Raw genomic sequence first — 22,302 nt, forward strand, 5'->3', positions numbered from 1 at the left:
GGGAGCCGCTCCCTGGATCAGGAGAGCGGCTCCCGCATCTTTGACCTTACCAGGTGCAAAAAACCCGCCGGTGCAGAGATGCGCCGGCGGGTTTTTGTTTTTAAAAACGCCGGTGCGTTTCAGCGATCGAGGGTGATGTCGTCGAAATACACGGTCTGATGTCCGTTGGGGTCTGCGCTACGATAGCTCCCCAGTTCGAAACCGAGCTTTGAACTGACCCCATAGCGTTTGGGATCGAAGCCCCACTCCACAGGATGGTCGACTTTCTTCACATCATTGAGCCAAAAGGCGACGCGACCAATCATGCGTCCATCCTTATCGGTGGACTGAAGGACGAAAGAGAAATTGTTCCAGTCGCCCTTGCGGACCTGGCCGCGGAATAGAACCCCATTATCGCGCCGGTCGTAATATTTGAGATTCTGCGCCTGCGGGTTGCGGGCGACGATGATGAAGTCCTGAACATCAGGCGATTTATCTTTCCGCCGGGACTGCGGAACGATGCGCAGCGACAGGATGGGACCGCCGGGGTTGACGGTCTTAACCTTACTCGCCTTCCCGACATCTTTGGGCTGGAATATCTGAAAATGGATCATTTGATGGGGCGGCGTGTCGTAATTGTCCCCCAACTTCATAGCGAAGCGGATGCGTGTGACACGATTATCGCCAATTACCATGCGCCCCTGCTCCCCGCCCGGCAGCGATTTGTAATGTGACCAGAAGCTGTACATGATCTTGTTCTTCGCCGCCCCCTTTGCGCTGGGATCAAGCGAGATACGCAGGCAACTAGGCGGCGTATGGCACCCTTGGGAGACCAATTGCGGCCGATCGGCAGCGCGAGTGCCCTTGTCGATCGTGGCGCGGAACTCTTGGTCGCTGTTTGAATCAACGATCGCGGACGCGCCTTTGGCGGCCATAGCCTGCTTTTGATCAAAGTCGAGCGTGAGGCGACGCTGCGGTTGAGACAATCCCGCTGATCCTGCGGCACTGCATAGCAGCACGATATATTTGAGAGGCGGCTTCTTGACGTTCATACCACTCACCTTCTGGACAGTAGGTAGTCGGAACGTGCGTCCTAGCAAAGTGATCCGCATTGCAGATCGTAGCCCGGCAAAATGCGATTAGCCGAACAGGATAACCCGACTAACAAAAATTCTATCACTAATTTGACTCATTCGCGAATGGCGTCAGAGAGTGCGATTTCGGCACCGAGGCGACCTAGCTAGGGCAGCTATATCTCATAGGAGATAATGTTGACCCAATCGCCCCCACTTCGCGCCATCACTGTTGAAGAAAAAATAGAGTTTTAACGCGATATTGTGAGCAATTGCCGGGGCCAAAATAATTGCTTGTCTGAATCGGTAGCGGCGCTGGCGAAAATTCTGGCATGTATGCTTAATGACGAATATGCCCATTTTATCTGACAAAGCGCTAAGTGCGGCTACCGGCGCAGAAGTTTTATTTTATCGGGAGCGTATTCCTCAAGTCCATCGTCGATCAGTCGTTCTAGACCGTCAAGCGCCCGCGACGGATTGGAAAACTCGATGCTTCGTATTTGCCAAGGAGCGAAACGCCACCATTGAAGCCGAAGTAGTCGCTCGACCAACAACTCATCGAAACGATATTTCAGCACACGCGCTGGAGAGCCAACGGCAATTGCGTAAGGTGGAATATCCTTGGTCACGACGCTGCGCGCGCCAAGCACGGCACCATCGCCAATGGTTACCCCATTTTTGACGTACACTCCGTGCGCAATCCAACAATCATTTCCAATGCGAGTTGGTTGTGGTCGATCCAAGACAGCATTTTTCATGTGGGATTGGCGATCCACATCATAGGCTTCCTTAAACTCAAAGCCCTCTCTCAGATCGAAAATGCCGCCCTGATACTGAAAGGGATGCGTACTAAGCCAATCGACAGGATGGTTTCCCTGACCGATGTGAAGCCCATTCGACAGAGAACTATAGCGGCCGATGTGCGTGTGATAGAGAAAGCCTCCGCTAACATAGGAAAAAGCACCCATGGAAAAATCATGAAAAATGCGGGTTTCCGCGATCCGAGCCGGAGGCTCCAATTCGCCCCAGAATCGCGCAATATCTTTTGAAGCAAGGCTATGATTTATTCCAAAGTTTCGAAAAGATTCGACAACATCTTTATCTTTATTGCTTATTTCCATGAGCGTTATCCCCGCCTGTTCAATAATCCGCCAGCGTCGGGCGCATACTCCAAATTTCGGCTAAATCAGGGTAAAGAGAATGCATATGAAGGATCTCATCCGCATATGCGCTATTTAGAAATTCAATATCCTCAGGCTCCACTATAGGCGGTTCAATTTCAAGCATTTTCTTGTATCGGCTGTCTTCCGCTTTTAGACGCCGGACCTGTCCAAGACCATCTTTGAAGGCCAGAACGCCTTGATCGTATATAATACGAAAATTGGCGTTGCTATCTTCCTTTGATTTTCCCGAGTTCGCGGGATCGACGGCGTCCGCATTCAAACCCAGCCAGTCAAAAATGATACGGTCAAAATATAATTTATTCTTTGCATATCGTTCTAAAAAGAAAACCTGAATTTGGTCATCAGAAAAGGCATGTCGATAACTTTCAATATGATCTGAATAAAAACCGATATCAACTATACCAAATTTCCTAGGCAAGTGGCGAATGCGATCCTTACTTTCGAGCCGGCCCATCCGAAACTGGTGAAAAAACGCCGAGATCGCTCGCAGTGATGGATGACGTAATATTATAAGAATTTTTGTTTGATCACCGAGCAACGATCTTATCGAGTCAGGAATCGCGGGTTTGCTGCGGCGGGGGATTTCAACAAATCGAGTGTCATCTCGGTCAGTCCATAAATATCCCGGCGTAGCATCCAGACGATACGCATATTCACCCGCGCGAGCATATCGACGGAGATAAGCATCTATTTCCATGTACCAATTGCTTTTCGAGAAGAAGTTAAGCTCCTTCTCCGGTGGCATGAATATTTCCGGATGCGCCGCCAATCGCGTTGCCAGCGTCGTTGTTCCTGCCTTCTGCGCGCCAGCTATGATGAGGTTGGGGCGAACATCTAAACCCATTAAACTTAAATCTTTCAATTTGTTAGCCGCCCCTCGAAAGAGGGGGGCTCTCGCTACATGTCCCGTCAGGCCTTCGTCTCAATTCGCGCACGCCAGCAGGCGATGCCTGCTTCTTCCAGTTCTGGCCTATCAATCATATATTCCGCAACCATAAACCCGTCGCGGGCATAGAAATCGGCATCATCGCCGGGGAAGGCATCGTTCCAGCGCGCGGCGTAGCTGTAGCGGTTGTGGATGATGAAGCGTCCCCGCCCCTTCGTCCGGCCTTCATGATGCGTCACTGTCGAGCCGGCAGTATATTCGAAGACGTGGCGGCCATAACCCAGACGGTAGCAGAGGTCGATATCCTCCTGACCGTTGATGAAGATCGGGTCGAAACCGCCCACCGCCGCGAAATCGGTTGCTCGCACAGCGAAGCACGCGCCGGTGACGGCGCGGTAACGGCGATTTGCTGCCACCAGCGGAGAGTCCGCCGCCTCATCGACATAAATGGGGTAGCCCAGCGCCGTCTTGCCCGAAAAAACAACACCGACGCATTGCACCCTACCGTCGGGGTAAAGCAGTTTGGGCTGGGTGCCCATCACTTCAGGATCGGCGAGCGGCGCCAGCAGCGGATCCAGCCAACCCGCCCGAACTTCGGTGTCATTGTTCAGGAATACCAACCGCGAACCGTGCGAAGCGGCGAACCCAACATTGTTGCCGAGCGAGAAATTGAGATTGTCGAAATTGTGGATGACCGTAACGCGGCCGTCACGCTCCGCCCAACTGTCCAGCAGGCCAGAGGTTTCGTCATCACTGCCATTATTGACCATGATGATCTCGATCTTCGCCCGGCCACAATGGCGCGCCAGCGCATTCAGGCATTTGTTGGTCAACGAATATTGATTGTAAACGCAAACGATGATCGACACGAGGTCCGGGTCACGCTGCGGCGCCTGACCGCGCAGGCTATGCCAGTCAATCATCATCTGGTTCAGGGATAGGAAGCGCCGTTCGGGCCCCACGCGATGCCGGACATTGTCGATCGGCTCGCCAACGGGGGCGTCACGCCACGCCGGCCTGACAGCCAGCACTCCCTCGTCATAGGCTTTGGCAGCGAGATTGCGCAGTTGCTTCATGCGGCCCGACCCAAAGGCAGCCTTCACCTTGCGGACATAGTCGGGATGGCGTTGATTGACGATTTCCATCGCCGTCTTCATCAAGCCTTCCTTTTCAGCGCCAAAACTGGCCGTGCGCTGGTGATAAACATAGGCATGGGGCGAAATGAAGTTTTTCCATCCAGCCTTGATCGTCCGCATACAGAAGTCGTTTTCCTCACCATAGCCGCGGGGAAACGCCTCTTCATCGAACAAACCGATATGGTCCATCAGGTCACGGCGGATATACATGCAGAAACCGTTGCCGGTGGGAACGTCGATCGGATCGGATTCCTCCGTGAAGCTGATGATCCGTCGCGCCCAATCGTCATAGGACATATCGTCCGGCTTGGGATTAACGATATTGGAGGTGGGGAAGGAGAAGGCACCGGAATTATCGCCCATGGCGGTAACAGTACCCGCCTTGGGTGTCCCGAACGCCACTTTGCGCATTCCCTCAATCCAACCATCATGGACGATGGTATCGCTGTTAAGCAGCAATATATCATCCTCAGCCGCCCAACGGATGCCGCGGTTGATGGTGCGCGTATACCCCATATTCTGCGGATTGATCATCAGGTGGAAGCCAGGATTGCGGGCGAAACGGTCCAGCAGCGGCTGCACACGTTCATCGCTGCTGCCATCGTTGATCATGAGCACACGGTGTCGCGTGAGGTCGGTGCGCGTCAACACTGATTGCAGGCAACGCTCGACCGCATCGGGAGCATTATAGACGGGAACGATAATCGTGAGACGCCGCGTTTCATCGGCTCTGAGCGCCACCGGTTCGTTCAGGATTGCCGAAAGCGCGTGGCGCAGATTATTGCGCAGAACCACTGGTGCGAACTGTCGCAATATCTTTTCCCGGCCAGCCTCTCCCATCGTGGCGATGCGCGCGGGCTCTTTACAGAGAAGTTCCACGCGAGCGAGAACCGCGTCGACATCCTTATAGTTGACTAGAAAGCCGGTCTGCCCGTCATCGATCAGTTCGGGCACCGCACCCCAGCGATAAGCGATCACCGGCCGCCGGGCGGCCTGCGCCTCTGCGACGGTACGGCCGAAGGATTCGGCAAAATGGGACAGGGCCAGCACGACATTGACTTGCGCCATGGCCTGAGCGGGGGATTCGGCATAGCCGGCAAATTCCAGATTGCCCGGCAAGCCCGCTTCCTTCAGTTCGGCTACATAGTCATTATCAGGGCCGATAACCCGGAAAAACGCATCGGGCACGGTCGATTCGGCACGACGCGCCACCTCGACGAAATCGGCGATCCCTTTTTTGGGAATGTTCGAACTGACGATGCCAAAGACGATCTTGTCCTGGATCGGATTCGGCATGTCGAGCGCATCCACCTTCGCCACATTGGGCACATGGAAACTACGACGGCTATGGGCGAACAGCTTTTGCGTGGCGGCCGAATTGGCGACCACATAATCAGTCTGCTGCAAAATACGATCAATGATCCCTTGCGCATCCATGCCCATGCGGTTGCATAAATGTTCGTCATGATCGATCAGTTCGCGCGCGTGGACAGCGGTGAGCCGCCCCGTCCGGCGCGCCGCGATCAGCGGATCAACCAGCACGATCGTATTGCAATATACCAGACTGATATTGCACTGCTCGATAATATGGGTGAAATCCTCAATCGAGGCTTCGTCAGGCCCCCGGTTCTTTGTCCATTGATAATAAGGGAAGGCGAACAGGCCGCAGGATTTGCGGCGCAGCAGTTCGATATATTCCGCATTCCCCTCTTGAGGCACCGTCACATAAACGTTCAGGCGCATCTGCGCGAGTGCTTCGAGCATATCGATAAAACTGCGTTCGCCCCCAAACATATGAGCGTTGACCTCATGGGCGCACAGCAGGACGGACGGCGCATTGTCGATAACCGCAACGCCCCCCTGCTTCCACGCGGAAGGATCGAGCGCGCGTCGGCGAGGGGCAAGCCTGCGGCCTTCGCGAAAGCCGTTCCGGACATAATGCAGCAGCGGATTCATCCCGGCGGCACCGACATCCGGGTTCATCTCGAGATAGCCGGCGGTACTAAATCCAGCGGAAGGGTCTCGCTTCAGCAACACGCCGAGCCAAAGATAATGTTCGGCGGCGTCCAATCCGAGAATCTGCACATCGGGGTAGTTTCGAAGATACCAATCCTCATCAAAGAGGGGCGATTGCTTGATCAGCGCTAAATGTTCGGCCGGAAAAGTTTCCGCTAGAATGACTTTCTGCACTTGGCCCCTCGCATCGCATCGTAACTCACAGATGGCCAGCACTTGCTGACCCTCCACAATCCCCTCCCACCGCTATACGCGACATATGACAGTTGGTCGTCAATTTTGTTGAATAAACTCAGATTGTACTCGCAGTTGCAGCAAAGCAAGTACAAAGCTGACCGTTGCAATTGCAGTTCTGTCAAACTGTGCGATTAATAGGCTGTTTTCCCGTCGAGAAAATGAACCTGGGGCCTAGATCAAGCCCTGAATTGAGCAGTTGCAATGCATCTGGGCCAAGCGCTCATGGCAACGGATCCAAGCCGCCGTCGACCACCGATTCACCCGCCTTTCCTATATTCTCCTGCCCTGCTCGTCACTCGAGATGAACCTCCTTCACCACCCTGGCTGTCGATTCGCGGAGCGACGCCATGGCCGGTGCGGAGAAGGCCGTTTTCACCAGGCGAGCATAATCGGGATAGCGTTGCATGACCACATCAACGCCCACCTTGATCAGTTTGTCCTTCTCGCCCTTGAAGCTGGCGGTGCGGACATGGAAGACGAACGACCAGGGCGAAATCAGGTTAACCCAGCCCGCCTTCATGGCGCGCATACAGAAGTCGTTTTCCTCGCCATAGCCGCGGGGGAAGCCTTCCTCGTCAAATGTGCCACAGGCGTCCATCATGGCGCGACGAATATACATGCAGAAGCCCGAACCGGTCGGCACTTCGGGGGCGGCGCAGTCCATCGCCCCCTGAACCATCATCAACGCATATTCCTCATGCATCAGATGCGCGGGCTTGTCGCACTTCTGGTTGAATGTGGGGAAGGAGAAGGCGCCGGCATTATCGCCCATGGCTGTCACCGTGCCCACCCCCGACCGGCTGTAGGCCGTAGCCCGCAGTCCTTCGAGCCAGCGGGGTGTGACCACGGTGTCGCTGTTCAACAAGATGACGTCCCGTCCCGCCGCATGGGCGATGCCAAGATTGATCGTCTTGGTGTATCCGAGATTCTTCGGCGATCGCATGATGGTGAGACCGGGAGTTCCTGCGAACCGATCAAGCAAGGGCGCGATCGCTGGATCGGGGCTGCCGTCGTCGATGATCAGCACCTGCGTTTCGCGCAGGTCGCTATGTTTGATGACCGATTCGATGCAGGCGCGAACCTCCTCAGGCGCATTATAGACCGGGATAACGATCGTGCAGGGCAACGCCGCGCCGATCGTCTGGGCAACCGTGGGGCGATGCTCCGCCCCCTGGACATCTGCGTCTTCCGCCATCGGTCGGCCGGTAACCTGCTCATAGGCCTGCGCCACATGTTCCCGCAGCCGTTGCTGCGAGAAATTCTGCCGGATGAAAGCGGCGCCCTTTTCCCCCATCTCTGCAATCTTGTGATCATGTTCGCACAGATCGACCACGGCATCGACGACGCCGGCAACATCCTTGAAGGGGACGAGGTAGCCGGTCTGGCCATGTTGCACGAGTTCGGACAACGCGCCCCAACGATAGGCGATGACCGGCCGGTTTGCGGCCAGCGCCTCCGCAACGGTGCGACCGAAGGATTCAGCGAAGGTCGACAGGTTGAGCAATATGTTGAGTTCCGACATGGCGGAACGGGCGCTGTCTTTGTAGCCAGCGAAGATCAGATTGTCCGGGCGTTCGCCGTTGGCGACTTCTTCCATCCACGCGTCGATCTGGGCGGTGCGCGGACCGACGATGACGAATTTGGCGCGGCTGGTGCGGGCGGCGGCCAATCGCGCGACCTCGACGAAGTCGGCAATGCCCTTTTTCGGGATGTTGGAACTGACGATGCCGAATTTGATAGTGTTGCCAAACAGATTCCGCATCTCGAAATCCTCGACCGTGACCGCATTGGGCACGTAGAGGGTACGATCTCCACGGGCGAACAGATCGCAGGTCGCGCGGGAATTGCCGATCAGCCAGTCGGTGCGGCTGAACATGGTGCTGACAATTTCTCCCGTCGTCTGCTTCATCCGTTCCTGAAGCCCCTCGTCAAGGGAGATCAGTTCCCGCACATGGGTCAGCGCCACGCGCCCCATGCGCCGGGCGGCGGCAATCGGTTCCAGCAGCACGATCGTATTGGCATGGACAATATCGACTGCATGACGGGCGATGATGTCGGCGAAATCGAGCATCAACCAGGCATAGCAGTCGCGATTGTCCATCCATTGCGGGTAACGGAAGGCATAGGCCCCCGCGCACAGCTTCTGGATATGTTCGATATAGGCGCGGTTATTATCGCTCGGCAGCGTCATGATGACGTTGACGGGCATGTCCGCAAACGCCTCCAGCATGTCCAGCAGGCTGCGTTCACCGCCGAAAAGCTGATGACCCGAAATATGGGCGCAGAGCAGAATGGTGGGCTTTGAAGGATCGACTTCCTTATAGCCCCGATACCAGACGGGTCCGCGCGGCATGGCGCCATCCCCCGCCAGCGGATTGCCCAGATGCGCCAGCCTGCCGTCGGATTTGGGCTGCGCGGCGACGCCAGGGGGCAGCATGGCCGGCTTGAGGCCCGGAACTGCCTGCACCGCAGACTGGAACGCCGCCAGATTGGTCGCACCCCAGCGTTGATCGGGTTCCAGATAGGTGCCTTCGGCCCATTCATTCCAGGCATTGATGAACATCAGCGATTCAGGGGCGCTGTTATGCTTAGTTTCCTGCTCTAAAATGCCCTTGATCCAGCGACGGAATCCCTGCGGGGTCGCACCCTGGAAAATCCGGGCATCGGTGAGCCGTCGTGCGGTATTGTCCCACCCCAGCATCGTGCCGCGATGCACTGGCCAGTCATAGCCGTCGCCATATTTTTCTATGTCGCCGTCCACTACGGCGCCATAATCAAATATGTCGCCCCCGAAATCCTTGTGCAGGTCATGCACCTTGTCGCGCAGGTCGAGCCGGGCACCTTCATGGGGGGGAAACAGGACATAGCTGTCCAGACCATGGTCCTGCGGCTGTCCCGCCAGCGATTCCAGACCGAAGCGGACGGCGCAAAGATGAATCTCGCCCAACCCCGCCTTGCGGCATTCTTCACGCCAAATGCGGGCTGTTTCCAGCCAGTTGGGAATGATCGAGATACGGTAGACGAGCAGCACCGGCTTGCCGCAATAGCGAATCCAGCGCGGATCCTTCATCATCGGGATCATTTCGTGGATGAAGGCCGTGTTGGTTTCCAGCGAATAATCCTGCTGCATCAACACATGTCGGTTCTGCCCGTCCCAATTACGGGACCAGTTCTCATTCGCCCAGCAGACACAGAAACCGGTGTCGATCCGCGACGATCGCGCAAATTGTTCGATGGGTTGGTTCAACAGCTTTTTGCCGTTGAACCAGTAATAATAAAAACAGAAACCGTGGATGCCGAATTGGCGCGCAAGATCGGCCTGCATCACCTGAGTATCTTCCAGGCGCAGGTCATAATAGCCCAGGTCCGCCGGCACGCGGGGCTGATAATGATGCCGGAACAACTGCCGCCCGCGAACCACGTTCGCCCATTCCGTAAAGCCCTTGCCCCACCATTTGTCATTTTCCGGGATTGGGTGGAATTGCGGCAGGTAGAAGGCCACGGCCTTCAAAGTGCGATCGGTCGCCACCGCCGGTACGACGCCGGGCGTACTGTCGCGCGTTTCCATTGCGCCTTCGCGGGCAGCCGCGGCGAGCAGGGCAAGAACCGTCGCGCGTCCCGGAAATTTGCTCGCATCGCCAGGCCCGGCGAGTTCCGCAGGCCGCACGGCAACTCCCAGAACGCGGGCGAGGAGCGGCTTGAACCAGACGGCACATCCCTCGGGAATTTGCAGAACGCCCTGGCCCAGAGAAAGCCCCAGACGGGGCAAGGCGGTGTTGAGCGCGGCCACCAGCATCTTGGACGCGGGGTCGTCCCGGTTCAGCGCCGCCGTCCGCGCGCCGCCAAGGCCCCATTGCGGATCGTCATGAAAGGCTGTTTTCTGATTGGCCACCCGGACGATCTGATCGCCGGGCAGATTGGCGACCGCGTCCTGCGGCGAAAGCCACAGGGCGGCGGCGTAGCCATCCAGAGCGCCCGAGCCTGCTACCCTGGCGAAACAACGCGCATTCCCGACTTCATCGGCATCGCCCAGCAGCGTCAACGATCTTATCGTCGCAGGCAGCGCGGCTGCGTCGAGTCGTTCCATCGAGCCAAGCAGAAAAAGATCGACCTCGCCCAGCCCGGTCAACGCCTGCTGGACAAGCGCGCCATCATTTTTCGTGGCAAGATTGGCGATAACCGCAACCGGCGCCTTGGGTTCCAGACCGCGTAGTCCGAAAGCATCGGTAGCATGACGCACTTCGCATTTAAGATCGGCGCGCACCGCTTCCTTCGGCCGATCCAGTTCGACGGTCTGTTTACGCGGCGGCAAGGGTTGGCGCCCCTCGCCCTCGCCAAACCGGATATAATGGATGAGCGAAGCCATGCCCGCGGCCACGACATCCGGGTTCGTCTCCATATAATGGCGCGTGTCGAACCGAGGGCCGGGGTCGCGATCCAACAATAGGCCGAAGCGGACAAAATGTTGCAGCGGCGTAAGGTCCAGCAGCTTGGCGTCCCGGAAATTTTCCACATACCAGTCCGCGTCGAACAGCCCAGACTGCTCGACTTCCCGGGCGAGATCATCATATTTCAGCATCATCGGCCTTTTGCAGCAATGAATGGGCCAGAAACCAGGCCCTGTGCGATCACGTTACGCGTGTTTCTGGTCCTCAAGCGCCGCCATGCTGCGGCGCAAATCTTCCATCGTACGGTTGACCGCGCGTCCTTCACGCAATCCGTGATTCACGAAATGCTCCGCCGGATCGACCCCCGCCTGAGCCACATCCGGATTCTGTTCCAGATACCAGGCTGGCTCGAACAGGCTGTGCTTCTCCATCAAAGCGCATTTACGCTGCACCCTGACGTTTTTGGGGAGAAAGCGCGGCGCGGACTGCTTGAGCAGCGCATTAAGCAGCCGCGTGAACAGAAGTTGGAACCTGTTGGCGTGTGACACCAGATCGGCGACATGCGCGTCGCGATCCTGCGCCTTCTGAAGCGCCTTCATCAAGCCAGAAATCTCCTTGAACCGAGCATCAAGCGCAGCCTCATGCTCACGCCTCGCGCCGGCCAAATCGTCCTTTGCAGCGAGCAATTCCGCCTTCATCTTTTGCAGTTCGTCCTGCGCCCTGCGAACCTGGTCTTCAGCCGCTTGGCGCGCAGCCTTTTCGTCCGCCGCCTGCGCGCGCAAAAAGCGCAACTCGGCCGCACTGTCTTCGGCGATCCGCTGATGCTTCGCCGCTGCATCTTGGGCCGACATCAACTGGCTCTCCAAATTCTCCAACGCTTCGCTTCCTTCGTCCAAGATATTTTCACCGCTCGCCATGGCTTGCCTCATGACTTCGCTCCCGGATCGCGCGGACCTGTCCGATCCTGTCCCGATCGACCGAGATGCGGCCGGTATAGGCGTCCGTGGCGAGAACTCATATGTTCGAGCCTGCTTCAGCCAGAGCGCGCAACGCGGCCATTTCGGCATTGGGCGACCTGCCTTCCGCCATGCCGTGCCGGATGAAATGGAGCGCAGGATCGAGAGTGGAGACCGCTACATCTGGATAGGTCGTGACATACCAGTCGGCGTCAAAAGCGGCATGTTCCACCAGCAATCTGCGCTGCCGCTGTTCGGTTTTCCGGCGGGTGAATTGGGGAAGGGGCAGCACGGCCTGCGCCAGCATGGTTTCAAGGGATGCCAGCAACCGCCGATACAACGCGACGCTGTTATTCTGGTTGGCAATGGCGGTTGCGCGCAGAATCTCCTTCTTACGCGACACATCTTGCAACATATTTTCGGCGGTCCGGACGGCCTCGTCATGATCCTGCCTGGCCTTCGCAAACTGCGCATCCCTGTCTTGCAGGGAAGCACGGGCACGCGCCAATTCCTCGGCTTGCCGAGCATTTTCTTCCCGTGTGGCGGCCAGCTTGTCGTGGTGCTCGTGAAGGGTGGACTCGCGTTCGGTCAATATGGTCCGCAACTGCTTGATCTGTGCCTCGCTGTCTTGGAGGGACTTTCGCGCATGATCCAGCGACCGGCCATTCTCATCCCCCATCGCTTGCGCTTGCGCCAAATCAGCCTCGCGCTGGTTCACCGTCGCGCGTAACTGCTCGAGTTGATCGTCGCGCTCTTGCAGCGAACGCTCTATCATCTGCTTCGACTCTTCCAGCGCGCCCGCAGCGTGCCGCGCTCGTGACAGCTCCGCATCTCGCCGGCCCACCGTCGCCCGAAGTTCTTCCATCTCAACCGCGCGTTCCGCAAGCATGTGCTGCGTTCGCGCCTGGGACTGCCTGAACTCCTCAAGCGCCTGCCGCGCGCTTGCCAGCTCTGCTTCACGATGGTTGACGGCTGTACGCAGCTGCTGCGCTTCGATCTCCCGCTCATGCAGAGACTGTTCCGCAGACATTCGCGACCGGCCGGCCTCTTCCAGGGCCTGCGACAGTTCCGCCGCGCGTTGGTCGGCCGACGTGCGCAGCTCGTGCAACTGCGCATCGCGCTCGCCCAGTGAACGCGCTACCTGGTCCAGCGACTGGCGGCTCTCCTCGAGGGCTTGGCGCGCCTGCGCAAGTTCCACCTCGCGCAGTGCAAATTGCTCGGTAAGCACCGCAATTTCCTGGAAACGCGCCTTGAGAGCCGCTTCCGCAGCCGCCCGCGCCCGCTCCAATTCCTTGAGCTGGTCATGGCTGTCGGCCAGCGCGCGCTCCAGCGCCGCCTTGACCTCCGCGTCGGCTTGCCGTTCGTCGTGCGCCACCTTCTTGGCGTTCAACAGCGCCTCTGCCGCCTGCTCGGTCTCCAGCTGACGCTGGCGCAAGGCGCTTTCGGTTTGCGCCAGACTGTCCTGAAGACGAACGATATCCGCCTCATGCGTCGCCCGCTCCTGCGCCAGCTGCTCGGTCAGTTCACGAGAACGGTCTTCCCACTGCTTCGCCAAGGCCTCTGTCTGGGTCGCCTTCAACTGATAGTCGGCCGACGACTGCTCTGTCTCGGCAAGGGTTCGCAGCGCCTCCGTCAGTTTCCTGGTTTGCGCGTCCAGCGCCCCTTCCTTGGCGGAAAGGTCACCACGCAACGATCCCAGCGCCTCTTCACGCTCCGCCAGTTCCTTGGCCTGCGTCTCCAGCGCCTCATTCCGGGCGGTCAGTTCACCGCGAAGCGATCCCAGCGCATCATCACGTTCCGCCAACTCCTTGGCCTGTGTTTCAAGCGCCTGGTTCTTGGTGGAGAGTTCGCCGCGCAGCGACCCGAGCGCATGATCGCGCTCCGCAAGTTCGCGAACCTGCGTTTCAAGCGTCTCATCCTTAGCGGAGAGTTGGCCGCGCAGCGACTCGAGCACCCCGTCGCGCTCCGCCAGTTCCCGAGCCTGCGATTCCAGCGCCTCTTCTTTGGCGGAAAGCTCCCCACGTAGTGATCCAAGCGCCTCATCGCGCGCCGCCAGTTCCTGACCCTGCGTCTCCAGCGCCTGAATGCTGGTGGAGAGTTCGTCGCGCAAGGTCTGCAGCGCCTTGTCGCGCTCCGTAAGTTCCTGGACCTGCGCCTCAAGCGCCTCATTCTTGCTGGAAAGTTCGCCGCGCAGCGACTCGACCACCCCCTCACGCTCCGCCAGCTCCCCGGCCTGCGCCTCAAGCGTCTCCTTGTTGGAGGAAAGTTCGCCGCGCAACGCGTGGAGCGCCTGATCCCGCTCCGCCACCGCGGCATGCAACTTCTCGCGCTCCTGGGCACTGGCTTGCCGCTGCGCCGCGTCCTTTTGCTCCGCGACATCGGCGCGTTCCTTGGCAGCCTTGGCCGCAGCCAGGGCGTTCGCTACATCCGCCTCCAGCTTTGTCCGCAAATCTCGCAACGTATCGCGCTCTTTTTGGGTCGCGAGGTGGCGGCCTTCAAGCGCCTCCTTGGCACGCTGGATCGCTTCGGCCTTTTCCTGCGCCTTGACCGCGCGCGCCTCGATCTCCGCCTGCGCAGCTTTGAGTTCGTCACGCTGTTGATGGGCCTTGGCGGTCGCCTGCTCCATCGTTCTGGCGCGTTCGAGCAGCGCATCCCGTTCCTGCCGGATTTCGGAATGCTGCTGATCGAGGGTCGATTTGTCTGCTTCCAGCGCCGTCAGCCGACTCTGAACATTGGAAAGACCACGCTCAAGTTCCGCCTTGCTGGTTCGAAGCGCTTCAATTTCGGTTTTGGCGGCTGTGGCTGCGCTTTCCAATTCAGCTCGTAGCGCCTGCGCTTCTTTACGCTCATTCTGAAGCCGCGCGATTCTGGTGAATCGCTCCTCATTGTCCTTCGCGAGGGCACCGAAGGCATTGCCGGCCGCGCTGAATTCGGCTCGGATCGCGTCGAGCGCGGCGCGGCCAGCTTCGTCTTCGCCATTCGTCACGAAACCACTCAGCGTGTCATAGGCGTTGACAACCCAGTCCGTCGCGTAGCTCAGCGTTTGCAGCACCTGCGGCCCATCGCGATGATGCCGCATATCCGCTGAGAGGAAGGAGGATATTTCTCGCCGGGCCTTATCGGAATTGCGGGGCCAGTAGATATCGAGAATTTCCTGGGAACGCCGGATGACGCCCGCTGGATTCTCCATCAACTCATCGAAGGTCGTGAAGAGCCGACGCATCCCGCGCGTGCCCCGTTCGCCATCGAGCGTGTATCGCAGCCAGAGAAGGATGCCCTTGGACATCAGAAAATCATTGCGCCGCTCCAGGGAACGCGCCACTTCCACCGGATTACGCAGTGGATGTATCGCGACCTGCTCTATCCCCAACTCATCGAAGATCGCGCGCCAGAAGGGCATCAGGATGCTAAGCCGCGGATCCTTGAAAACGAACAATGGGGAATCGCCGAATTCGCTGCCGACCAGTTCAAGCGCGCGATCGCGGAACCGCTGCACGGCGGAAGATCGAAACCAGTTAGGATTAAACTCCTGCCATTCGCTCCATTCTCCGCCGCCCGAGACCAGCATCTCTTCGTTCAGATCCTTGATCGGCTTCGATTCCCAATAACCCGCCGCGTTCCATTGGTCGGCGCCGATCAAGCGTGGTGGCATGTCGCAGCCGAGCAGGTTGAGCGCACGCGACAGTGCGCTTGTGCCCGAACGGTGCATTGCAACAATCATAACGGCGGTGCGAGGGGGCATGGTCAAAGCAGCGTTGGAAGGATTTTCCCCATGTGCCTGATCCGGTTCTGGCTCACCCGCAACCCGCCCTTGCGCCGTCGACACACTATCGTTCACTTGTAACCGCCCCTTAGCTTCGCCGGTCGCTACATTCGGACTGCAACGCCCTGCCTGTCAATGAGAAACCCCCGGCGGCTCCGCCTAAACGCCGCAACTAACCATGAGTCATGACTATTTGCTGACGCTATTGCCATATGCTCAATTCAAGCCACGGCACGTTTTGCCGCGCTTACACCACCATTTGCCTCTATAGCGAATCCGCACCCGCAGAACCGCGACACTGAATTTTCTTTGAGGCCTCCATTTTAGCTTAGGCATTTGTCAAGACAGCGGATTTTTCGCACCGCAACATCGCCTTGCAATCATGTCAGGCGCATTCTAAACCTCCAACAGTTCGTAGGGAGCATCATGTGCGCAAGGGAATAATATTGGCCGGCGGGTCCGGCACAAGGCTGTATCCGTTGACAAAGGGCGTCTCCAAGCAATTGATGCCCGTATATGACAAGCCGATGATCTATTATCCGCTGTCGACGCTGATGCTTTCCGGCATTCGCGAAATTTTGATCATCACGACTCCCCATGATGCCCCCGCTTTCCGCGCTTTGCTGGGCGACGGAAAGGATTTGGGCATTTCGCTATCCTACGCTGTCCAGCCCGAGCCCAAGGGCCTCGCCCAAGCCTATCATATTGGAGCCGATTTCGTCGGCAGCGATCCTTCGACGCTCGTGCTCGGCGACAATATCTTTTATGGTCATGGTCTGGTTGACCTGTTGCTGAGCGCCGGACGCCGGGACGCGGGCGCCACGGTCTTTGGCTATTATGTCAGCGACCCCAAGGCCTATGGCGTCGTGTCCTTCGACGCCGACGGTCGCGCAGAGACGATCGAAGAAAAGCCTGAACAACCAAAGTCCAACTATGCGGTCACAGGCCTCTATTTCTATGATGGCCGTGCGGTCGATATGGCCCGCGACCTCGCCCCCTCCCCGCGCGGCGAGTTGGAAATCACCGACCTCAACCGCCTTTATCTGGAGGAAGGATCGTTGTCGGTGGAGATTATGGGTCGTGGCTATGCCTGGCTCGACACCGGCACCCACGGCTCGCTGCTGGATGCAGCCCTTTATGTTCGAGTGACCGAAGACCGCCAGGGCCTGAAAATCTGTTGCCCCGAGGAAATCGCCTGGCGCCAAGGCTTCATCGACGACGCGCAACTCGAAGCCCTCGCCTCACCGCTGCGCAAGAGCGGCTACGGCAATTATCTCTTGGACCTGTTGAAGGGTAAAGGTGCGATCGCATGAACATCGTCGAGACCGCCATTCCCGGTCCACTGATCATCGAACCGCGCATCTTTGGTGACGATCGCGGTTTTTTCTACGAAAGCTGGAACGCCGACAGCTTTCAGGCGGCGGGATTGAACCTGAACTTCGTTCAGGACAATCACAGCAAATCTGCGCGTGGCGTGCTGCGCGGACTGCATTTCCAGAACCCCAACCCCCAGGGCAAGCTGGTCCGCGTGGTCGCAGGCCGGGTCTGGGACGTGGCCGTGGATATCCGCCAGTCCAGCCCCCATTTCGGCAAATGGGTGGGCGTCGAGCTTTCGGCCGCGAACAAGCGCATGTTCTGGGTGCCCGAAGGCTTCGCTCATGGCTTCGTCGCGCTGGAGGACGGCACCGAGTTTCTTTACAAATGTACGGCGCCCTATGATGCCGCAGCGGAGCATTCGCTGATGTGGAACGATCCCGCCGTGGGTATCGAATGGCCGCTCGAAGGTATCGAGCCACAGCTTTCCGGCAAGGACGCGCAAGCCAAATCCCTGAACGAAATCGAGGCTTTCGCATGAAGACGTTGATCGTTGGCGCCAAAGGCCAGCTCGGACGCGGCCTGCAAGCCACCGCGCCGGCGGACGCCGTACTCACCTGCGTCGATGTGGACGAGCTCGACATCACCCAGCCAGATGCCGTGCGCGATTTCGTCGCGCAGGAAAAACCGGATCTGGTGCTGAATGCCGCCGCCTATACCGCCGTGGACAAGGCCGAGCAGGAAGAGGAATTGGCGCTCGCCATTAATGGAACGGCGACGGGCACGCTGGCACAGGCCGCGCGCGATGTCGGCGCACGGTTCGTCCATGTATCGACCGATTTCGTGTTTGACGGGCTGTCGGGCGTTCCTTACGCGCCCGATGCTCCAACTGGCCCATTAAGCGCCTACGGGCGCACCAAATTGGCCGGTGAACGCTTGGCTGGACCCGATGCCCTGATCGTACGGACGGCCTGGGTCTATGCCCCAACGGGCGGCAACTTCGTCCGCACGATGTTGCGCCTGATGGCGGAGCGGCCTGAAGTGCGTGTCGTCGCCGACCAGATCGGCACGCCGACCTATGCGCCGGGCCTGGCCGCCGCGCTTTGGACCATGGCGGCCAATGGTGTGCGGGGGATTCACCATTATACCGACAGCGGCGCGGCGAGCTGGTACGACTTTGCAGTCGCGATCCAGGAAGAAGGACTGGCGGCAGGGCTGCTGACACAGGAAGCGCGCATCGTGCCCATTCCCACCAGCGCTTACCCAACCCCTGCCACGCGTCCGCATTATTCCGTACTGGACAAGGCATCGACCTTCGATGCGCTCGGCGGCCCCACCCCACACTGGCGCGCCAACCTGCGTGTTATGATGCAAGAGATCAAGGCGCAGGGCTGACGACGGGCGAGGCCATGGCGCCCTCCAGCCCCAGCGCGTGGAGCAATGCCCGCGCGCTGCCCTCCCATCCTTCGCCCGGCCAGGGGGCGGGGTCGGGCAAACATAAAGTTTCCTGAATGCGCGTCGCCAACGCTTCGGGCGCGTCGTCGTTGAAATAATAGAGCCCCGGCCGCGTCAGTTCGCGAAACACGAGTAGATCGCGCGCCAGAACCTTGCGGCCATGCCTTAGTGCTTCGACGATCGGCAGGCCAAATCCTTCCCCTCGCGAGGCGACGACGACCAGCGTAGAGCGGGCGTAGAGCGCGCTCAACAGTTCGTCGGACGCGTCACGCAGCCATGTGAAGCGATCGCCCTGCTCTTCAAGCGCGGCCATGCGCGCCTGCAATGTTTCGGTACGCCACCCCGGACGCCCCACGACGACAAGATGAGGCGCGTCGCCGTCCATGCTCCACAAATGCTCCATCGCACCAATGAGACAGTCATGGCCCTTACGTGGTTCGATCGTGCCGACGATCAGGATACAGGGATGACGATCAAGGCGTTCCAATGCCTTGTGTCCCCGCTCGCCCATTCCGACGGTCGGACGGGACGCCTCGATCGCGCCGCTTAGTGGAATGACATAGCGGTCGATGGCTTCGCGCCGCGGCGCGCGCATTACATCCAACCAGTCGGCGAGGTCGCGCGCGACCTGATCAGAGATGCAGATCGCACGATCGGCATGACGCGCCAGAACCTTGATCCACTTGCGAAAGTTCCTGCCAGTGCTGACCGGAAACCAGTCGGGGCGCTGAAGTGGCAGCAAATCATAAACAAGGAGATTGATCGTCGCGCCAGCACGGCGCCACCGAGCGAGTTGGCGCTCGTGACGAGCAAGCCTGTGTGCCGCCAGATCAAGACCAACAAATATGTCACCTGCACCGGCACGCAGGATCGGTGTGGCAGGATCGGGCAGAGAAAAACGGCCCGTCGCTGGATCATATTGTGCGATAGAATAGCCCCGCCGTGCGGTGGCCGCGACGGGAAGCAGCTTTATGCTGCCAAGGTCGAGACTGTAAAGATGCAGCCAGATTGCCCGGACGACACGTTGGATGCCCGTTCCCGCGTCATGCTGCGCGATCGTCGAAATATCCACCAGCAAACGCTGGTGCGACCGGTCGGCCGCTGGAGGCAGCAATCGCCTCCGCAGCCGGGCGAACCAGGTCATTCCCCTTCTTGTGCCTGATAATAATCATAGGCTGCGTCCATATCGTCGAATTGCGTCAGAGTACCGCCCGACAATACTGCGGCCCGATCACAATGCGCGCGGATATATTTGTCATTGTGCGACACAATAATCATCGCGCGATCTGCGCGTTTGACAAACAGTTCCTGAAAACATTTGTCCTGAAAGCGCTGATCCCCGACCGCCACGATTTCATCAATGAGGAAACAATCAAAATCGACCGACAGAGAAATGCCGAAAGCCAAACGCGCGCGCATACCCGCCGAATAGGTCTTAATCGGCTCCTTCAAATAACGGCCGAGTTCGGCGAAATTTTCCACCTCTTCCGCCGCAACATCGGGATCCTTGTCATAGATGCGGCAAATGAAACGCAGATTATCAAGTCCGGTGAGCGAATGCTGAAACGCCCCCGAAAAAGAGAGCGGCCAGGATATGGACATCTCACTCGATATCCGACCGCTCGTGGGCTGCTCGACGCCGCCGATCAGGCGGATCAGCGTCGATTTACCCGCGCCATTTCGCCCCAAAATGCCGATCTTTTCGCTATTGCCTATCGTAAAACTAACATCACGAAAAACCCAATGTCGACCTGTTCGGGTTCTATATGCTTTGGAGACTTTATCCAACTGGATCATGCCGGCACCAAATTGCGGCTCACACGACGGATTTGCACCATAGCGGCAAAAGTGAAAGCCAAATTTATCATCGCCATATAACCCAGGTCATAATGGGGTGTAAAAAGCGATCCAAAAAACCCGTCCCGAACACATTCAATCCCATGCACCATGGGGAGGTAGAGAATCCATTCGCGAAAAGTCGGTGGCAAAGCATCGACCAGAAAAGCAGAGCCCGACAGGGGAAATAAGAGATAGCACATCGGATGCCAGAATTTATCGACCAGTTCAGTTTGATGCGACAGGGTACCAAGGAACATGCCAAGCGCACAGCCCCACCAAGCCAACATAAGCCACCCGACGACCACTTTCACCGGGTCTTCCGGCAAGCTCAACCACCCGATGGCCGCAAAGAAGAGGGTAAGGACGAAAAAAGACATCGCGACGCCAATCCCCTCCAGCAACAGGCGCGAGATAAAAATGTCCAGTATTCGTACGTTTCGATGATACATCAACGATAGATTCGGTTCGATTGAACCGACCAGCCGTGACGGCATATTACGCCAGACAAGCACGCTCGAATAGCCGGTAACTGCAAAGGCTGCGATCGGCAGACTGGAACCGCCATGTACCGATCTCGTCAACGTCCACATCAACGTGACACCGACGGTAAACAGCATCGGTTCCACAAAGAGCCAGAGAAAGCCTATATTGTGGCGACCATAGCGCGTAATGATCTCGCGCATAATGAGAGCCGCGATCACTCGCCGTTGGACCGCCCAGGATCGCAGAAGATCAGTCTGCGGCTCGCCCTGACTCTCCGTAGCCATTAATCCTTGTGTTCCTTAATGCCGCTGACCAGCATCGTCAGCAATGCCCAAACCACCAATCCGACAACAAAGGTATTGAGAATACCACGAAGCCTGCGCGGCTCCGCAGGATAATCAGGCTTGCTGGGTTCAACGATCCGCTCCACATAAGCGCGCTTGCGCCGCGCCTCGTTGCGCGCCTCCTGCAACGAACTGATGGCGGCCCCCAATTCTTTATCCGCGAGTTGGCTTTCGAGCTGGAGCCGCTGGAACTGCGCTGCCGTTGCCGCGAGGGATTTCTGGTTGCCCGCCACAAGTCCGATCTGCTGATCAATCTCTCTGCCCAATTGTTGTACGCGAGTCTGAAGGATCGGGATCTGGGGATTCTGCGGTGTGAAGGCCCGCAACTGGACCAGTTGAGTCTTGGTCGCGATCATTTCGTCCTGCAGCTTAGAGATCATCTGCAGTTGCACCGTCGCCTGCTGTTCAGGATCCACCACGCCCTCGCGGTTGCGATAATCCGACAGCGCGAGCGCAGCATCACGGGCGACCGCCTTTGCTTCTTCCAGTTCCTTGGTGGCATAGTTGATGAGATCGGAACGCGCGCGCTGGTTCAGTTTGTTGACCAGCGACTCAGCTTGGACAAGTAAACGACGGTTAATCTCATAGGCGTCCTGCGGCGCGAAGGCGCGAACGCGCAACGTAGTGATAGAAGACGCCGGTTCGTGCACAACCTCCATCTTCTTCATATAATATCTATAGAGCCGCTCACGTCCCCCAGACGCATCATCGGCATCGAAACGGTTGAGGAACGAGATGGACGGATTCCCGTAAGCCTTGCTGACCAGCCCATCGCGGTTCAACGTCTCAAGCGCGTCGCGCGAAAGAATATAGTCATGAGTGGCATAGCCCTCATTGCCACTACTGGAGCCACCACCCAGCTTCATCAGGGAACCCAAGCCAGAGCTGGACTCTTTTTCGGGACTGCGGACCACAAAGCGAGATTCTGATATATATGTATCAGAACATAGCGCGAAATATAAAATGGAGATTGCGGTAGGAACAAGTACCGCAACAACAAACAGGGTCGGTAATTTACCAACGCGTTCAGGAATTTTTATCATCGACACCCGTCAGCCCGTGGTTCGGGCTTGTGTTAGGAGCTGCTTCAGCCAAAGTCCAGCATATTGCAACGCGGCAACGGACCCACGCCACGGCTCGTCGGTTGCATTGAAGCACTCTTCCTTTGTAATCAGCAGAGGGCGTGCTAGGGCAAAATCCCAATCCTACTCAGGGGCTGTCTGGCATTATGAAAATCACGATGATCGGC

14 protein-coding genes are annotated in these 22,302 nt (G+C 58.0%); 3 read left to right on the top strand and 11 right to left on the bottom strand.

Annotation, left to right across the window (positions count from 1 at the left end; all coding sequences use genetic code 11):
- Window positions 1-119: 119 nt before the first annotated feature.
- The 7 genes from C100_RS44790 to C100_RS44815 form a co-directional block, all read right to left on the bottom strand.
- Window positions 120-1,031 carry a heparin lyase I family protein gene (locus C100_RS44790; RefSeq protein ID WP_031310225.1) on the bottom strand — a complete coding sequence of 304 codons (912 nt, stop codon included), beginning with the start codon at window positions 1,029-1,031 and terminating at the stop codon, window positions 120-122.
- A gap of 407 nt (window positions 1,032-1,438) precedes the next feature.
- A complete protein-coding gene (locus C100_RS49390; protein ID WP_084625515.1) occupies window positions 1,439-2,173 on the bottom strand; it encodes a CatB-related O-acetyltransferase in 735 nt (244 codons plus the stop codon).
- 19 nt (window positions 2,174-2,192) lie between these two features.
- A complete protein-coding gene (locus C100_RS48075) occupies window positions 2,193-3,080 on the bottom strand; it encodes a sulfotransferase domain-containing protein (protein WP_084625516.1) in 888 nt (295 codons plus the stop codon).
- Between the two features lie 65 nt (window positions 3,081-3,145).
- Window positions 3,146-6,448, bottom strand: a complete 3,303-nt coding sequence (locus C100_RS44805) for a glycosyltransferase (RefSeq protein ID WP_024021701.1) — start codon at window positions 6,446-6,448, stop codon at window positions 3,146-3,148.
- A gap of 355 nt (window positions 6,449-6,803) precedes the next feature.
- A complete protein-coding gene (locus tag C100_RS47630; RefSeq protein ID WP_052028388.1) occupies window positions 6,804-11,093 on the bottom strand; it encodes a glycoside hydrolase family 99-like domain-containing protein in 4,290 nt (1,429 codons plus the stop codon).
- Window positions 11,094-11,144: 51 nt separating this feature from the next.
- Entirely contained in the window at window positions 11,145-11,681 is a 537-nt protein-coding gene (locus C100_RS44810) for a hypothetical protein (RefSeq protein ID WP_152536532.1), read from the bottom strand.
- Between the two features lie 232 nt (window positions 11,682-11,913).
- Entirely contained in the window at window positions 11,914-15,495 is a 3,582-nt protein-coding gene (locus C100_RS44815) for a hypothetical protein (RefSeq protein ID WP_152536533.1), read from the bottom strand.
- Window positions 15,496-16,046: 551 nt separating this feature from the next.
- On the opposite strand from C100_RS44815, the gene rfbA reads away from it, so the two are divergent.
- From rfbA to rfbD, 3 genes are read left to right on the top strand one after another with little or no spacing between them, the layout of a single operon-like run.
- Complete coding sequence (gene rfbA / locus C100_RS44820; protein WP_031310230.1) at window positions 16,047-16,931, top strand: glucose-1-phosphate thymidylyltransferase RfbA; 885 nt, start codon at window positions 16,047-16,049, stop codon at window positions 16,929-16,931.
- The gene (gene rfbC / locus C100_RS44825) at window positions 16,928-17,473 is read left to right on the top strand and encodes a dTDP-4-dehydrorhamnose 3,5-epimerase (protein ID WP_024021705.1); all 546 of its coding nucleotides are present in this window, start codon (window positions 16,928-16,930) and stop codon (window positions 17,471-17,473) included. Before rfbA ends, rfbC begins: the two co-directional genes overlap by 4 nt.
- A complete protein-coding gene (rfbD, locus tag C100_RS44830; RefSeq protein WP_024021706.1) occupies window positions 17,470-18,327 on the top strand; it encodes a dTDP-4-dehydrorhamnose reductase in 858 nt (285 codons plus the stop codon). Before rfbC ends, rfbD begins: the two co-directional genes overlap by 4 nt.
- Here the strand turns inward: rfbD and C100_RS44835 are convergent.
- Genes C100_RS44835 through C100_RS44850 form a run of 4 tightly spaced genes read right to left on the bottom strand, consistent with a single transcriptional unit; the run spans window position 18,311 to window position 22,096 of the window.
- The gene (locus C100_RS44835; protein ID WP_024021707.1) at window positions 18,311-19,531 is read right to left on the bottom strand and encodes a glycosyltransferase family 4 protein; all 1,221 of its coding nucleotides are present in this window, start codon (window positions 19,529-19,531) and stop codon (window positions 18,311-18,313) included. The two genes, rfbD and C100_RS44835, sit on opposite strands and share 17 nt — an antisense overlap.
- Window positions 19,528-20,184: an ABC transporter ATP-binding protein gene (locus tag C100_RS44840; RefSeq protein WP_024021708.1), complete on the bottom strand. Its 657-nt coding sequence runs from the start codon at window positions 20,182-20,184 to the stop codon at window positions 19,528-19,530. The genes C100_RS44835 and C100_RS44840 overlap by 4 nt, the downstream gene beginning before the upstream one ends.
- Window positions 20,181-20,993: an ABC transporter permease gene (locus C100_RS44845; RefSeq protein ID WP_024021709.1), complete on the bottom strand. Its 813-nt coding sequence runs from the start codon at window positions 20,991-20,993 to the stop codon at window positions 20,181-20,183. Before C100_RS44845 ends, C100_RS44840 begins: the two co-directional genes overlap by 4 nt.
- Window positions 20,993-22,096, bottom strand: coding sequence for a WcbD protein (locus C100_RS44850; RefSeq protein WP_024021710.1), 1,104 nt, complete (start codon window positions 22,094-22,096; stop codon window positions 20,993-20,995). Before C100_RS44850 ends, C100_RS44845 begins: the two co-directional genes overlap by 1 nt.
- Window positions 22,097-22,302 lie beyond the last annotated feature (206 nt).

Source organism: Sphingobium sp. C100 (assembly GCF_000508185.1).
GTDB lineage: Bacteria > Pseudomonadota > Alphaproteobacteria > Sphingomonadales > Sphingomonadaceae > Sphingobium.